Genomic DNA, 15,619 nt, shown 5'->3' with positions numbered 1-15,619 from the left:
GGAGTATTATAAAATTTAAAAAGAATGAAAAATTTAAAATGCATGTTTGTTTTTATGATGGTGACTGTAGTATCATCATTGAGTTATGGACAAGAAACCTTAAAAATGTTTGTTAAAGAAAATAAAGTGCCTTGTCAAGGTGTTGCTCCTATGGAATGCTTGCAAGTAAAGTATAATAATAAGGGTGATTGGCAGTTTTTTTACGATCATATCGAAGGTTTTAATTTTGAAAAAGGAAACCGATATGAACTTATGGTTGTTAGAACTAAAAGGCAAGGTGTTATTCCAGCAGATGCATCTTCTTACGAGTATAAATTAAAAAGTATTATTTCTAAAACACCTGTAGTAAAGGAAAAAGGTATTTATGATACAAAAATGATATTAACACGTTTAAATGGTAAAGAAATAAATACTGGAAATGTGTATTTGACAATCAATGAAGCTACGGGAATGATTAATGGAAAAAGTGGTTGCAATAATTTTGGCGCAAAATTCACTAAACTTTCTTCAAAAAATCAAATAAAAATTGGTTCTCCTTATGGAACTTTAATGGCTTGTGATGAAAAAAATATGAAATTAGAGCAGGATTTTACTAATGCAATAAAAGACAAAAAGTTTAAAATTGTAAAGAAAAATAATAAGGTGCAGTTTAAGAATTCGAAAAATAAAATCATCATGGAATTTTCTATTCCTACCCAGAATGATGTTTGGAGTTTTATTGCTAAAAACAATTGGAAACTAATCATGCTAGAAAACGTAGGACAAGATTATGGACGTGCTTCTATTAAATTTGATCCAACTGAAAAGAAAGTGAGCGGAAATACTGGATGTAATAACTTTTTTGGAACATACACTCTTAAAGGGAATGATCATATTGTATTTAGTGGTTTAGGATCAACTAGAATGGCATGCATTGATGAAGAAGTTGCTAAAACAGAACAAAAAATGCTTTCTCTTTTAAGTGATAAAGAACTACGTTTTGATGTAGCAGAACAAACATTGAATTTCTATCTTGGTGATAGATTGATAATGATGTTCGGAACTGTAAAGTAAGTTTTTAGTTTAGATAACAACAAAGCCTGACAATGTTCAGGCTTTGTTGTTTATATAGGATTAGTTTTTTTGACTAATAAAACTGTTGTTCCATTTCGCACTAAAAGAAATTTGTTAATTATAAATCTATAAAATTAAAAAATATGAATGAAATGATGTTTCCAGTTGAATTAATTGAATACCTAGATTCACATACATTAATTGAAATAAAAGGTGGAGTAGATAGAGAGACATTTTTAAAAATTTGGATGGTTTCAGTTGATAATAGAATTTTTGCCAGAAGTTGGACGATGAGTTCTAAAAGCTGGTTTACAGAGTTTGTGAAGCAGGAAATAGGACAGTTAAAATTCGGAGAAAATGTGATTACAGTTTCAGGTAAGCAATTGTTTGACGATGAACTTAATAGATTAGTTGATCAAGCTTATAAGCAAAAATATACTCAGCAAGAAAATATTATTTATGTAAACGGCATTACTGAGCCTAAATATCATAATTATACAATGGAATTTTTTTATTTGAATACTAATGAATGAAAGTTAGTTATGCAACTAAAGGTTTGTAAAAAAACACACAAATTAAAGATAATGGACTGTGTTTTATGGAACATAATAATTATATCTATTATAATTTTACCTTGTGAGATTTCCCTTTGTTTTTAAGGAGTATTTGATAATTATTGTTTTCTATATATTAAGAAAAACAAATTTTTGTTTAAAAAAGAATAGAAGATATTTGTGCTCTTTAGATCCAAAATCTAATACCCCAGAACTCAAAACAAATTTAAATTAACCTACAATGATTACAAATGTTAAGAGTTGGTACTTTGCCAGCTTACTAATTTTTGGTTTTCTAGTTTTCACAAGTTGTGATCACGAAGACCAATCTACTACATACAATGCTAGTTATTTACCAAGTATTGATGCAACGAATTTACCAATAGGAAATCGTGCCATGACTATGTTTGAAGATGATGAAAGTTCATCGAAAATGTATGATAAACAAGATCGATGGTTTCAAGTAAATCAACCATTACAAGTAATCCAAAAAGGGAAAGATTCAGTTCAAATTTCTCTTTATTCTCCTGTTGGACTTACAGATGTAAGAATCTACGCTAAGTTAGCCAATTATAACAAGCGATTTTTAATTTATAATTTCACTAAAGTTCCGGCTTTTCATCGCTCGTTTCACCAAATCCCTTTGGTAGCAGGAAAAAATGATTATTTGTTAGAAACTGGAAATGCAGTTACGATTGATAAAATCGACGGTTTCTCTTCTGGTGCAATTGAATTTTCGGTTGAATCAAGTGATCCTTTATTCGCAAAATTTAAAAAAATTAAATCTAATCATTTAGTCCAGTTTAATGATGGGTACCATAATGGTGAATTGGGTAAATTTCTGCCAATGAATCCAGTTTTGGCAAAAGAGGCAATAACAATGATTATTAATTATTCGTATGCCTTAAGTCATCCAATGTATTATGACACTTTTATTAATTTTGACAGATATAAAAAAGAACAAGCAACTCAAGCTGGTACTGCTGTAAACGGCGCAACGTATTGGCATGGGAATGCAGCTGATGCTGATGGTAAGTATGATTATTTTTCTAAAGCCGATATTGAGAAAATTTATTGGAATTATCTTGATAGCAGAACCTTACACATGGCAATGGTTGGGGGTGATGCAGCTTTAGGTGGCGGAAATCTTGCTTCTCAATGGGAGTCAGGTTATGTAACTGGTCATTGGGTTGGTGAAATGTCAGTTTGGTCGCATGAATATTCACATCATATAGGGTTTAGCCATAGTAGTAATCTAGCTAATAGTGGCGAAGGTGGAGGACAACAGGAAATGTTGACTCATTTTTACAAATACTTAATCCACTTGAAAGATCTTCCTTTTACTGATCCAGAGGTGTTAAAAGGATGGACTAAAAAAGATTACTTGGCAGGGAATTATAAAAAACCTGTTTTTACGATTAATCCAAAAAATCCATTCTTAATAAAATATAAAGGAGAAGGAAAATGGAATTAAATAATAAAATTAAAATGAATAAAATAGCTTTTTTTATATTGTTACTTTGTGTCTTTACAAATTGTAGCAAGGATTCTTACGATGGAACTTCTCCAAATCATACTTATTATTATCCTACTGATGAAGCATCTATTTCAGCTACTCAGATTGGAGATGGAAAAGGTACGCTAGACCCTAAAGGTATCGCTATAGCAAATAATAAATTATACGTTTGTAATGGAGATGTACTAGAAGTTTTTAATGCTAACACCTTGGTTCACTTAAAAACAATTTCAAATTATACTAAAGGAGCTTCTACAGTAGCATTTGCTAAACTTACTTCAGTGTCTATTGATAATGGTAGAATTTACATTGGAAGTGCCGAATCAAGACTTTTTGTTATTGATGAAGTGACAAATGCAGGAATTAGCATGTTAGGAAACGGTCAATGGTGGAATACTTTTGTTCACGTTTTTGGAGTTGTTGCAAAAGACGGATTGGTATTCGTTAAAGAAAAAGAAACTAGTATTAAAGTTTTTTTAGCATCTCAAATTACAGATAAAAGTGAATGGAATTTAGCTCCTTTTGCCAAATTAAATACCTTAAAAGGATTTGATGAAGTTTATTCGATGGATGTTGCCGACGGTAATTTAGTTGTAGCAGGAAGAAATGCAAAGGGATATTTGTATTACAATATTGCAGGTATTCGTGCTAATGCCACCGCATCATTAAAGGCTCCAATTCAGCCTGTAGTAGTGGCTTTTAATGAAGCAAAACCATTATCAGTGACAATTAATGCTGATTGGGCTGTAACGTCAGAGAACGAAGGTAATTCAAATTTTCTACGCCTTTATCCTAAAAAAGAGTTTATGGATAAAATTTATAAACCAAGAGTTAATTCTTTTGATATTATGGGACAAAATAATTTTGGAAGTATAGTAAGCGTAGCACAACTTAACGACCATCTTTTTTTATCGGATAATACGAATAAAAAAATAAGAGTCATTAAACTTAATAAATCTGAAATTACAGAACAGAGATAGTGTTGTAATTTTATTGCATAAATTTTCTTTTAAGCCCACTCTGTAGAGTGGGCTTTTTGTTTATTAAGGGATGATTTATGATTGATATAACTATTTATAGCGTAATTTTATTCTAAATAACACCTTTCACCTTTAAAGGAGGTAAGTTTTAGAGTTGTTTTGTACAGAGATAATATAATTAATTAGAATGAAGGAGTTAAATAATATGTCAGAAGGAGGTATAAATGTGAAAAATCAATGGCTTGTACTTGCTATTATTATTGCCTCACTTATTCCCGTAACAATAGATGCTACAATACTACATGTTGCTATTCCTACGCTTACATTATCATTGGGAGCATCGGGTAATGAAGTATTATGGATTATAGATATTTATCCGCTTATTATGGCAGGTCTGTTATTGCCTATGGGGATTTTAGGAGATAAAATTGGACATAAAAAAGTGCTGTTATTTGGTTTAACTATATTTGGAATAGCCTCATTTTTGGCTGGATTTTCTTCTGCACCTATTTATTTAATACTTTCTCGAGCACTTTTGGCTTTAGGAGGTTCAATGATTATGCCAGTTACTCTTGCTATAATAAGTCAAACTTTTACCAATGAAGCGCAACGTGGTACAGCATTAGGTATCTGGGCGGCTATAGGAACAGCTGGAGCAGCAGTTGGGCCTGTAATTGGTGGAGTTATCGTAGAGCATTATTGGTGGGGAGCTGTTTTTTTAATAAATCTGCCATTAATTTTGATCGTTATTCCCTTAATATGGATTGGTGTTCCCAAAGGAATTTCGAGCCCCGAGAAACCTTGGGTGCTAAAAGATGCTGCTTTAGTGTTGGTTGGCGTGATTCTATTTATTTATGGTATTAAGACTATTTTTAAAGAAGATCATCCTTTGTGGATTAGTATTGCTGTTGGAATAATTGGATTCATTTTTTTGAGGTTGTTTTTTATAAAGCAGAAGATTTCACCTTTTCCAATGATAGATATGCAATTATTGCAAAACAAAAGAATTTTGTTAGGAATGTTACTTTGCTTTGTACCTATGGCAGTTATAGTAGGTTTTGAGTTCTTATTAGCACAAGAACTACAATTTGTACATAAGCTGAGCCCAATAGATGCAGGATTATTCATGTTACCGTTTGTAACTTCTTCTGCAGTAGCAGGGCCACTAACTGGTTCAATACTGGGTAGGATTGGTTTTAAGAATCTTATAATTACAGTATTGTCATTATCGTCATTATCGTTCTTTATGTTGAGTCAATTAGATTTTAGTTCGTTTACAGCTAGTTTGTTGTTTTGGTCGATAGTTTTAGGATTTAGCTTAGGAGTTGTACTAATAGCTGGAACAACTGCTATAATGTCTGCGGCACCACTTGATAAAGCGGGAATGGCTGGTTCAATGGAATCTATTTCTTATGAATTAGGTACTGGATTAGGAATTACTTTTTTTGGAATTATACTCTCTCAGATTTTTATTAAAAAGTTTATTATTAATGAAGAATTGTTAAAAGAGCTTCCAAAGCAGGTAAATAATTCAATTGGAGACGCAATGATTGTTGCCAATGAGCTGGGAGGAGAAAAAGGTGAGGTAATTAAGAAAGCGGCAATGACAGCTTTTAAAGATGCACATGATGTAGTTTTAATTCTGGCAGGAACTGTTTTGGCTATTTTAGCCTTGATTTTAGTATTTATTTTACCAAAAGAAAAGAAGGTAAAATAAAAGAAGAGTGATTTGTGTTGCATTTACTAGGTTTTATCTCTGAGATAAAAGACTGTCTTATTTAACCCTGTAAAAGTCTTTTTTGCACCCTGTTAGTTGTAAATGAGATCGTTAAATTTGTTTTGTTCTAATGAGTTTTTAATTTTTAAACAGTCAAAATTATGGATAATCAAGATTTTACCACAAGTATTTTGGTAGGCCAAAGTGCTAAAGAAGCATTTGATGCTATAACAAATGTTAGGGGATGGTGGTCAGAAGAAATAGAAGGAGGTACAGCAAAACAGGGTGATGTATTTAAGTATCATTATAAAGACATCCATATCTGTAAAATGAAATTAGTAGAAGTTATTCCCAATAAAAAAGTAGTTTGGCATGTTTTAGAAAATGATTTTAATTTTACTAAAGATAAAAGCGAATGGATAGATACAAAAGTTATTTTTGAAATTAATGAAAAAGGAAATAAAACAGAAGTTCGCTTAACGCATCAGGGATTAGTTCCTGATTATGAATGTTACAAAATATGCTTTAATTCATGGACTAATTATGTACAAAATAGTTTATACAATTTAATTGTTACAGGTAAAGGACAACCAAACCTGAAAGAAGAAGTAGATCATGAATAATTCTAAAGAATTATTGTAACCGATATAAGTGATGTAAGAAAATATAAGAGTGACTAATCAATACAAGACTTAAATGAACTCACATCACTTATAGGGTTAATTTTTTAGTTAGCTAACCCCCTACAGTTGTTAGTATTTTTTTAATGTAATAATACTAGTTTATAGTTCTAGTTTGCATATATCTAAGTGTTTTTAAAATGTTTGGGATGTCTTTTGTACGTGATTCTGTCCAAAAATACTTATCCTTATAATTTGTATTTTTTACTGTAATAGTAAAAGTTTGAGTCGTATTGTAAACGTCAAACTTAAATTGAATCTCTTTAGTGTTGTAGATGTATTTGACTGTTTTTTTTGTACCAGCAGGATTAGATAAATTTGGAATTACATAACTTTCAAGCCATTCAATTAAACCAGGAATTTCATCAACGCCTATCCATGCGGTTTCCTTGGTAAATTGGTCTTGTTTATTCTGATATTGCTTTGTGATAAAAGTACTTTCAACCTCCATTCCGTTTATTTTTTTTTGATTTTGATTCAAATCAATAATCTCAGCTGGATAAAACGATACTGTTTCACCAAGTCCAGATTTAAAAATAGTCTTTTGACTTTCGACCAAATTAATTTGAACAGCACCTGCTTTTTCGATAAATTGAGAAGGTTCAGAATAGCTTATTTCTTGAGCGATTCCTAAAAAAGGGAGGATAAATAACAACAAAGTAATTTTTTTCATAATGCACTTTTTTTTGATTTATGATTTATACGTTGGACTCAAATGCGGTTTAGATATAAATTTTATCAAATGAAGACTAAAGCTTCAATTTCTAGTTTCGATTTATTTATTACCTATATTTACTTTTGAGAAAAATGTAAAATCTAAAATGCCAATTTCATGCCAAAATTCAACAGAACTTTATTTCTTTTACTCTATATCTTAGGAATAATTTCTACAAATGCTCAGAGTAAGACATATGCAAATAATATCGATCAGGTAATTGCGGATACAACCTTTGTTAATTTAAAAGATTATAGCAGCGATTTTGTGTATGATATGAAGTATGCGACAGAAGATAATTTTCTTAAAGCAAAAGTGTATGATTGTGCGGAATGTTTTTTGCGTTTAAAAACGATAAAAGCATTAGTAGAGGCTAATAAAAGTTTTATGAAGAAAGGGTATAAAATCAAATTATTTGATTGTTACAGGCCTTTATTTATCCAAAAAAGAATGTGGGAAATAGTTTCTAATCCTAAATATGTTGCTGATCCAAAAAAAGGCTCCATCCATAATAGAGGAGGAGCCGTAGATATTACGCTTGTTGATAGTAATGGTAAGGAATTGGATATGGGAACTTCTTTTGATTTTTTTGGAAAAGAAGCCAGTCACAACTATTTGAATTTATCAGATACCATTAAAGCTAATCGACAATTATTGAAAAAAATAATGATAAAACATCATTTCAATTCCTTTGATTCGGAGTGGTGGCATTATAATTTAAAAGCTGGGCTAAATGATAAAGTCTCAAATACAAAATGGAATTGTAATTAAGTTTACTCTACACATTTTATATTATTAATAAAGTAACTTTCTGGATGATATACTTTATTATCTAGTTCAGATGTGAATTCTTTTTTTAGAACATAATCTTCCACATCAGTTAAGTATTTAATACGAATCATTGAGATTGGAGAATTTTTTAAATCTTCAAAATTATCTTTCATAAACATAAAAATCCCTGTGTTTACACGATTGTCAAATCCTTTTTCATCACGAATTAATGTTCCACAACTTTCTTGATCGAGATGAATCAAAGTAACAATTTTTCCATTGCTTAATTGTAAATATAATCTTGAGTTTTTGTCAAAGCAGTTAGCCTTTGTAAAGTCTTTGCTTTTTTTTATCATTTGCATATTTAGTGTTGGTAAACCATCCGTTAATGCCAAAGAGAAAAAGATATAACTTGATGTTCCTGCAAAGTTTTTTTCAGAAATCATCTTTTCTTTTGTTGATTTGTATGTTCCTAAAGAATCAGTAACGTTTACAGAGTATTCACAATCTTTTTGTGCAAATAAATTAAATGTTAGTAAGAAAAAAGTTAAAGTAATTAGTTGTTTCATTGTTATTGTGTTTTTTTACAAATTAAAACTATTTTATTGTCATTTCTATCAGTTGTAAAAAAACAATACAAATTTCCTCCATCTTTTATTTTCCATTTTTTTCGGATGGTTTCTACGCTATCAGGAAAATTACGGGTAGTGATATTAGCCTGTTGATTGGAAAGGTGGAGTTTCATTTCATTTTTGGTGTACGAAATAGCTTCTTGAATTTCAAAAGTTCTTCCAGGAAATGCAATTAACTCGTCTGAAGTGTATAAATGAGAGTGTTTATGTAGTTTGTCTATTTTATAAAATGAGCTGACTTCGTCAAATCCACCTGATTTCATGATAGCACTATTCGGCTCGTATAAGTATTTTTGAGGTAAAGCATAGCTAACAAATTCCAGATCTGTGTTTAATGTGAAATCAAAAGACTCCGTTTTGTCTTTTAAGATGTTAGCAGTACAAAGGGTTATATTTCCTAAATAGTCTTTGTGAATTTCCCAAAGTAATTCTTTAACTTCATTTTCTACAGCTATTATATGAATGTTTTTTACATTTTTTAGTTCAGAAAGTCCCGCAGTTATATCTAATAAAGGGGCCGTTTTTATTAAAATACAATTTGAGCTTTCAAAATAAAAATCTAATAAATCAGGAACATTCGGTAAGCAGTCCTTTAGCATGAATACTTTACCTTTAGCATCGTTTCGTCTAGAGGGATCAATATAAATCCAGTCCCATTTTTTATTTAGTTTTCTCAACACCTCAAAACTATCTTCAGGATAACACGTACAATTGTCAATCTTCAACTGTTTGAAATTATGTTGCACGATTGCTGATAAAGCTGGGTTTATCTCGCAATGAACTATGTTTTTTATTTTTTGGGAAAAATAATAATCATCAACACCAAAACCTCCTGTTAAGTCGATTAAACTATCACCAGATACTAAATTGGCCTTATATTGTGCTGTTTTCTCAGAAGAAGTTTGCTCTACAGAAATTTTACTTGGATAAAGTATATTTTCGGTAGTAAACCAAGTTGGTAATTTATCTTTCGCTTTAGTTTTAGCCTCAATCTGATTTAAAATAGCAATCCATTCAATCTCTGGAAAAGGATTTTTTTGAAGTGCTAATTTAGAAATAGATTCATTTACTTTTTTATTTATAAAATCCTGAACAGAAGGATGTAAAAGTGCTAAATTCAAGGTTATATTTTTTCAGTTAGTACAATAACAATTTTATTGTTAGGAAAAAATTCTTTGGCTATCACTTTAAGACAAGTATAAAAAGGGATCGCAATAATCATTCCTACGATTCCAAAAGTTATTCCGCTAATTAAAGTAATCAAAAATATTTCCAGCGGGTGCGAATTTACGCTTTTTGATGAAATAATTGGTTGACTAATGTTATTGTCTATTGCTTGAACCAATAAGAACCCAATTACAATATATATTGTTTTTGGTAAAATCTCTGTTTGAAAATCTCCACCAATTAAACTCAACATAGTTAATATTGCAGCTAAAATAGTTCCTATTATCGGGCCCACATAAGGAATGATATTTAGCACTGCACATAAAAAAGCAATTACAAATGCATTTTCACTTCCAAAAATTACAAGTACAATAAAATATAGAATAAATACGACTGTTAATTGTAGTAACAAGCCTATGAAATAACGTGTTAGTAAATGGTTTATCTTGGTAATTGAATTAATGATTTTATCTTCATTATTATCAGGAAGTATTCTTTTTGCGTTTTCTTTAAAAATGTTTTGGTCTTTAATAAAGAAAAATGTAATAAAGAATACAGATACTAATCCCATACCAAAACCAGCAAGCATATTTAGGATAGAATTTATGAAGGACGTAAAATAACTAAAGTCTAGTTTAGAAGTTATATCTGGGTTTTTTAATAGAGATTGAAAATCAAGATGTTGTAAGTTGAAATAATTTTCAAAATCACGTTCAATTAATATAAGTTGTTCTTGTAGGCTTTTAGTGTCAAGAAGAGATAAATTATTAGCCTGTGATATAATTAAGGGAACAAACAATAGTATGAATCCAATCATTAATAAGATAAAGAAAACAACAGTTGTTATAGCAGCAAATGAACTACTGAATTTTAATTTCTCTTTTAAGAATTTTACAAACGGGTTTGCAATTAAACACAATATTAATGAAACACATAAGTACACAATGACAGTTTGTATTTGATATAAAAAATACAAAATAAGCGATACTCCCAAAATAGTTGCAATAGCTCTTAAAATCCCGTTTGAAATTACTTTAGATGTAATCATAGTTTATCTTTCTTTAGAGCATAAATATAGAAAAAATGAGGGAAAGATTACATTTATAAACTAAAAAAAGCGAGATAATTAAATCTCGCTTTTAATAATTATTAACATGTTAAGTTATAGGGTTTTATTTTTAGATGCCGAAAGAAGCTCTAGGTCCACCAGTTAAGAATATGGTAGCCATTTTAGTTTTTTGATCTACAGTAAACATATACATTCCAGCATCGTCAGTATAATCCATGTAGTTCATAGTCATTTCTACAGGAGTTCCTGTACATGTGCTATAGTGAGGATATGCAGGTACTCCATAATTAGCTGCGTTATGCACTGGTGTATCCAATACTCCATCAGTTCCACAATTAGCATCTCCCCAAATGTGACGTAAGCTCATCCAGTGACCTACTTCATGAGTTCCAGTTCTTCCTAAATTATAAGGAGCCGCAGCAGATCCTGATAATCCGAAATATTTAGAATCGATTACAACTCCATCTGTAGCAGTAGATCCGCCAGGAAATTGAGCATAACCTAATATTCCACCACCAATTTTACAAGCCCATAAGTTAAGCTTTGTAGTTGGAGATGTTGGGTTAAGACCGCCGGAAGCAGATTTTTTCATGGCATCATTAGTTCCCCATGAAGTTTTTGTTGTTGATTTTCTGATGATTTGATCTAAAACAAAACTAATACCAACATTAGCTTTTACATTAGCAAATAATGCAGGAACGCTCCCATAATCAGAGTTAGCGGCATTGAAATCATTATTTAAGACATCAATTTGTGTTTGGATTTGTGCATCAGAAATATTTTCTGCAGCAGTTCTGTATAGCACATTTACTACAACAGGAATTTGAATTTTTCCATTTACCAATTTACCACTTAGCATTTTACTTTGCGTAAATGCTTCAATTTCATTCATTCGAATAGCCAAAGTAGGGTCGGCTTTTAATTGAGCTTCTAGTACATCTTGAGTTGCACAAGTACGTAAAGTAACTGCTGAAGCTTCTGGAGTTGTAGATTCAGCTTGGTCGTTGTTTTGACACGAGAATAGCAGTAGTACTGCAAATGTGGATAAAGCAATTTTTTTCATAATAGTTTGGGGTTTTGTTATAAAATTTTAGCTTAGTTAATAATTAACACAATTTTATAACAAATATTTTGACAGGCAAAATTTTATTATTATTTTGTTTGTCAGAATTTTGCAATCCCTTGTATGGCGTAGTTCTTACAAATAAACAACATTGTAAATTATAAGGAAAATTCCTTCTTTGTTGTTTTTAGTGAGAATTATAATGTTAATTTTTGCATTATTTGTGAAGTTTTTTTTAGAAAATCAGTTTAGAGAATTTATAAAGCATTTTAATGTCTAATTGGAGGAAATTTTTTTTTAGGTGAAAACAACCATGAAATTCCATCTCCTTCCTGTTTAACATGCCATATTATCATCCCTAATGCTTCTTCATTTAGAGTAAATCCAGACGAAAGCATAAAAGGAGGTACCCAAATGAGTTGTATTTCACCATCTCCATTCCAACCAGCATTTTTGAATAATTTTTTTGCTACTTGTATGTATGAACCTGAATCTGGCAAAAAGTCTTGAGGTTTGAATGTGAAGTTTAAATTATCAATCCATTCATGAGTATATAAATTGAAAGATCTCAATTCATCAGGTTAATATTTAATTACGTCTTCTTTTTTTATCGAAAATGCCATTACTCTTAAGAAGTTTAACTTTACAAAGAAGTTAATTCATATAAAGCTATACTGGCAGCTTGAACAACATTCATGCTACTGTTTTTTCCAAACATATTAATATGAACAATTTGGTTTGAAATTTTTAAAAGATCAGTCGAAATTCCATCAATTTCACTTCCAATTAAAAGAGCTATTTTTTGATTTTGAGGTATTTTTACTTCGTTTAAGGGTTTGCTATTGCTTGCAATTTCTAAAGCAATAATTTCAAAATTATTTTGAAGTAAATGATCGATAAGCTCATTAGTATCTTCAATTACAATGTGAGGAACATGAAGATGAGTGCTTCTTGAAGTTTTATTGATTTTTCTTGGATTTAGAGGAATATCTTTTCCTAAAAAAATAATGTTTTCAACTCCAAAAGCTTCACTTATTCTAAAAAGAGAGCCAATGTTTTGCTGAAAATAAATATGATCGCAAACTAAAGTTATTGGAAAATTTTTTCTTTCGAATTGTATTTCTTCGTGTGTTAATTGCACTTGATTTATTTTAATTGGTAAAGATATAATTGATAATGTTTGCACCCATTTTTAATGCTTTTTGGCGTACTTCGAGTGGGTCGTTATGTACTTCTGCATCTTCCCAGCCATCACCAAGATCACATTGGAAGGTATAAAGCAATACAAGTTTGTTTTCGATGAAAACACCAAATGCCTGAGGTCTTTTTCCGTCGTGCTCATGAATTTTTGGTAAGCCCGCAGGGAAAAGAAATGGCTTCTGAAAAATAGCATGATTGGCAGGAAGTTCAATCAGATCATTATTTGGAAATATTTTTTTAATTTCTTTTCGAATGTACTGATCCATTCCATAGTTGTCATCAATATGAAGAAATCCTCCGCCATATAAATAATTGCGAAGATTTGTGACATCGGCATCGCTAAAAACAACATTTCCGTGACCAGTCATATGAACAAAAGGGTAGGATAGTAAATCTGGATTACTCGGCTCTACAGTTCCTGGTTTTGCTTTAATTCGGGTATTAATATTTGCATTACAAAACTTTATCAAATTAGGTAATGAAGTAGGATTTGCATACCAATCACCACCACCACTATATTTTAGTAACGCAATTTCTTGTGAAAAAGAAGAGATGGAGATAAATAAAAAAAGCAAAAAAAGTTTCTTCATAATGACAAAGTCAAAAATTAGTATTTTTTATATTTAAATGGTTTCATTAAAAAAAGCAACACTATGGCAAGCAACTATTGCTGCAGTTTCAGTGCGTAATCTTGTATTGCCTAATGAAACAGGCTGAAAGTTGTTTTCGAGTGCTAAAGCGATTTCTTTTTCTGAAAAATCTCCTTCAGGACCAATAAGTAATGTGATATTCTCATTTGGTTTTAAAATTGATTTTAGTGATTTTTTATCGGTTTCTTCACAATGTGCAATTAACTGCAGTCCTTCATTTTTACGTTTTATAAATTCTTTAAACGAAATAGCTTCATTAAGTTTAGGAAGATACAATTCATTGGATTGTTTCATTGCAGATAAAATAATTTTTTCAAAACGGTCGATGTTAATTACTTTACGTTCAGATCTATCGCAAATTATTGGAGTGATTTCATGAATTCCTATTTCAGTAGCTTTTTCCAGAAACCATTCGTAGCGATCATTCATTTTGGTTGGAGCAACGGCAAGATGCAGACGATATTTAGGTTCAGAAGCTTTTTCAAACGAAATTATTTTTACAGTACATTTATTATCAGAAGCCAAAGTAATTTCGGTTTCAAATAAATACCCCAATCCATTTGTTACATGTAATATATCAGAATCTTTTTTTCGTAATACTTTTATAATGTGTTTACTTTCTTCTTTGTCAAAAGAAAATTCTTGAGTTGTTTCGTCAATATTTGGATTGTAGAATAATTGCATAGTTTAAAATTGTATTCGTGCTTTAGAAACAACAGCGGCTGTTTCAAATTGTTTTGATAAATATTTTTGATAACCTACAATTCCAATCATTGCAGCATTATCGGTAGTGTATTCAAATTTAGGGATGTAAGTTTTCCAACCGTATTTTTTTTCGCTTTCTTTCAGTCTGTTTCTTATGCCAGAATTAGCCGAGACACCACCGCCAATTGCTATTTGAGTAATCCCAGTTTCTTTAACAGCCAATTTTAATTTGTCCATTAAAATTTCGATAATCGTATATTGAATAGAAGCGCAAATATCGTTTAGGTTTTCCTCTATGAAATTTGGGTTTTCTAATTTTTTCTTTTGGATAAAATATAAAATAGCTGTTTTTAAACCAGAGAAGCTAAAGTCAAGTCCAGGGACTTTTGGTTTAGTAAACGGAAATGCTTTTGGATTGCCTAATTGAGCGTATTTATCAATAAGTGGTCCTCCAGGATAGGGAAGACCTAATATTTTAGCACTTTTATCAAATGCTTCACCAACGGCATCATCAGTTGTTTCCCCGATAATTTGCATGTCAAAAAAGCCATCTACTTTAATAACCTGAGTATGGCCACCACTTATTGTCAATGCTAAGAAAGGAAAAGTTGGTTTGTCGTAACCTTCTTCATCAATAAAATGAGCCAAAATATGGGCATGCATATGGTTAACAGCTACTAAGGGAATGTTTAAAGCGAGTGCTAATGATTTACTAAATGAACTTCCAACTAGGAGAGAACCCATAAGTCCAGGACCCTGTGTAAATGCTATGGCAGATAATTGATCTTTTTTTATATTTGCTTTACGAAGTGCAGCATCAATAACAGGTACAATGTTTTGTTGGTGTGCTCTGGACGCAAGTTCAGGAACTACACCTCCATATTGTGTATGAATCAGCTGGTTGGCAACAACATTTGATAGTACTTTGTCGTTAAGTAAGACAGCTGCTGCTGTATCATCGCAAGAACTTTCGATAGCAAGAATAAAAACCTCAGGATTTTGCATGTAAAGGCACGAATTTTGAATTATATTTGACGAATCAAATTTTGATTTTTTTTTATTTAAATGTAGAAGCCAAAATTAAAGAATTTTTATCAAAGGAACCTTCCTTTGTTTGCTCTAAATTAAATTTAAAGAAAAACTAAAA

At 30.8% G+C, this 15,619-nt stretch carries 17 protein-coding genes; 7 read left to right on the top strand and 10 right to left on the bottom strand.

What is annotated here, in order from left to right; all coding sequences use genetic code 11:
* Positions 1–24 precede the first annotated feature (24 nt).
* The 6 genes from LPB87_RS09215 (at position 25) to LPB87_RS09190 (ending at position 6,443) form a co-directional block, all read left to right on the top strand.
* A complete protein-coding gene (locus tag LPB87_RS09215; protein ID WP_230727710.1) occupies positions 25–1,053 on the top strand; it encodes an META domain-containing protein in 1,029 nt (342 codons plus the stop codon).
* A 152-nt stretch (positions 1,054–1,205) separates the two neighbouring features.
* Positions 1,206–1,586 carry a DUF2255 family protein gene (locus LPB87_RS09210; RefSeq protein WP_230727709.1) on the top strand — a complete coding sequence of 127 codons (381 nt, stop codon included), beginning with the start codon at positions 1,206–1,208 and terminating at the stop codon, positions 1,584–1,586.
* 262 nt (positions 1,587–1,848) lie between these two features.
* Positions 1,849–3,081: a hypothetical protein gene (locus LPB87_RS09205; RefSeq protein ID WP_230727708.1), complete on the top strand. Its 1,233-nt coding sequence runs from the start codon at positions 1,849–1,851 to the stop codon at positions 3,079–3,081.
* Positions 3,072–4,103, top strand: coding sequence for a hypothetical protein (locus LPB87_RS09200; protein WP_230727707.1), 1,032 nt, complete (start codon positions 3,072–3,074; stop codon positions 4,101–4,103). Before LPB87_RS09205 ends, LPB87_RS09200 begins: the two co-directional genes overlap by 10 nt.
* 187 nt (positions 4,104–4,290) lie before the next feature.
* Positions 4,291–5,820, top strand: a complete 1,530-nt coding sequence (locus tag LPB87_RS09195; RefSeq protein WP_230727706.1) for an MFS transporter — start codon at positions 4,291–4,293, stop codon at positions 5,818–5,820.
* Positions 5,821–5,981: 161 nt separating this feature from the next.
* On the top strand, positions 5,982–6,443 hold the full coding sequence (locus tag LPB87_RS09190) for an SRPBCC domain-containing protein (protein WP_230727705.1): 462 nt from the start codon (positions 5,982–5,984) through the stop codon (positions 6,441–6,443).
* 154 nt (positions 6,444–6,597) lie between these two features.
* On the opposite strand, the gene LPB87_RS09185 is transcribed toward LPB87_RS09190, so the two are convergent.
* Positions 6,598–7,173, bottom strand: a complete 576-nt coding sequence (locus LPB87_RS09185) for a hypothetical protein (RefSeq protein ID WP_230727704.1) — start codon at positions 7,171–7,173, stop codon at positions 6,598–6,600.
* 159 nt (positions 7,174–7,332) lie between these two features.
* On the opposite strand from LPB87_RS09185, the gene LPB87_RS09180 reads away from it, so the two are divergent.
* Positions 7,333–7,986: a M15 family metallopeptidase gene (locus LPB87_RS09180; protein ID WP_230727703.1), complete on the top strand. Its 654-nt coding sequence runs from the start codon at positions 7,333–7,335 to the stop codon at positions 7,984–7,986.
* A gap of 2 nt (positions 7,987–7,988) precedes the next feature.
* Here LPB87_RS09180 and LPB87_RS09175 read toward each other — a convergent pair whose 3' ends face one another.
* The 9 genes from LPB87_RS09175 to tsaD form a co-directional block, all read right to left on the bottom strand.
* Positions 7,989–8,555, bottom strand: coding sequence for a hypothetical protein (locus LPB87_RS09175; protein WP_129539125.1), 567 nt, complete (start codon positions 8,553–8,555; stop codon positions 7,989–7,991).
* Positions 8,556–8,557: 2 nt separating this feature from the next.
* Complete coding sequence (locus LPB87_RS09170) at positions 8,558–9,739, bottom strand: class I SAM-dependent methyltransferase (RefSeq protein WP_230727702.1); 1,182 nt, start codon at positions 9,737–9,739, stop codon at positions 8,558–8,560.
* A gap of 2 nt (positions 9,740–9,741) precedes the next feature.
* The gene (locus LPB87_RS09165; protein ID WP_230727701.1) at positions 9,742–10,833 is read right to left on the bottom strand and encodes an AI-2E family transporter; all 1,092 of its coding nucleotides are present in this window, start codon (positions 10,831–10,833) and stop codon (positions 9,742–9,744) included.
* A gap of 130 nt (positions 10,834–10,963) precedes the next feature.
* Positions 10,964–11,917, bottom strand: a complete 954-nt coding sequence (locus tag LPB87_RS09160) for a zinc metalloprotease (protein WP_230727700.1) — start codon at positions 11,915–11,917, stop codon at positions 10,964–10,966.
* Positions 11,918–12,186: 269 nt separating this feature from the next.
* Entirely contained in the window at positions 12,187–12,489 is a 303-nt protein-coding gene (locus LPB87_RS09155; RefSeq protein WP_230727699.1) for a hypothetical protein, read from the bottom strand.
* A gap of 71 nt (positions 12,490–12,560) precedes the next feature.
* Positions 12,561–13,058: a TrmH family RNA methyltransferase gene (locus LPB87_RS09150; protein WP_230727698.1), complete on the bottom strand. Its 498-nt coding sequence runs from the start codon at positions 13,056–13,058 to the stop codon at positions 12,561–12,563.
* A gap of 10 nt (positions 13,059–13,068) precedes the next feature.
* The gene (locus LPB87_RS09145; protein WP_230727697.1) at positions 13,069–13,707 is read right to left on the bottom strand and encodes a DUF4159 domain-containing protein; all 639 of its coding nucleotides are present in this window, start codon (positions 13,705–13,707) and stop codon (positions 13,069–13,071) included.
* Positions 13,708–13,740: 33 nt separating this feature from the next.
* Positions 13,741–14,451: a 16S rRNA (uracil(1498)-N(3))-methyltransferase gene (locus LPB87_RS09140; RefSeq protein ID WP_230727696.1), complete on the bottom strand. Its 711-nt coding sequence runs from the start codon at positions 14,449–14,451 to the stop codon at positions 13,741–13,743.
* 3 nt (positions 14,452–14,454) lie between these two features.
* Complete coding sequence (tsaD, locus tag LPB87_RS09135; protein WP_230727695.1) at positions 14,455–15,477, bottom strand: tRNA (adenosine(37)-N6)-threonylcarbamoyltransferase complex transferase subunit TsaD; 1,023 nt, start codon at positions 15,475–15,477, stop codon at positions 14,455–14,457.
* Positions 15,478–15,619: the final 142 nt, after the last annotated feature.

The organism is Flavobacterium sp. EDS, from assembly GCF_020991525.1.
Lineage (GTDB): Bacteria > Bacteroidota > Bacteroidia > Flavobacteriales > Flavobacteriaceae > Flavobacterium.
This window is presented reverse-complemented; position numbering and strand designations above follow the sequence as displayed.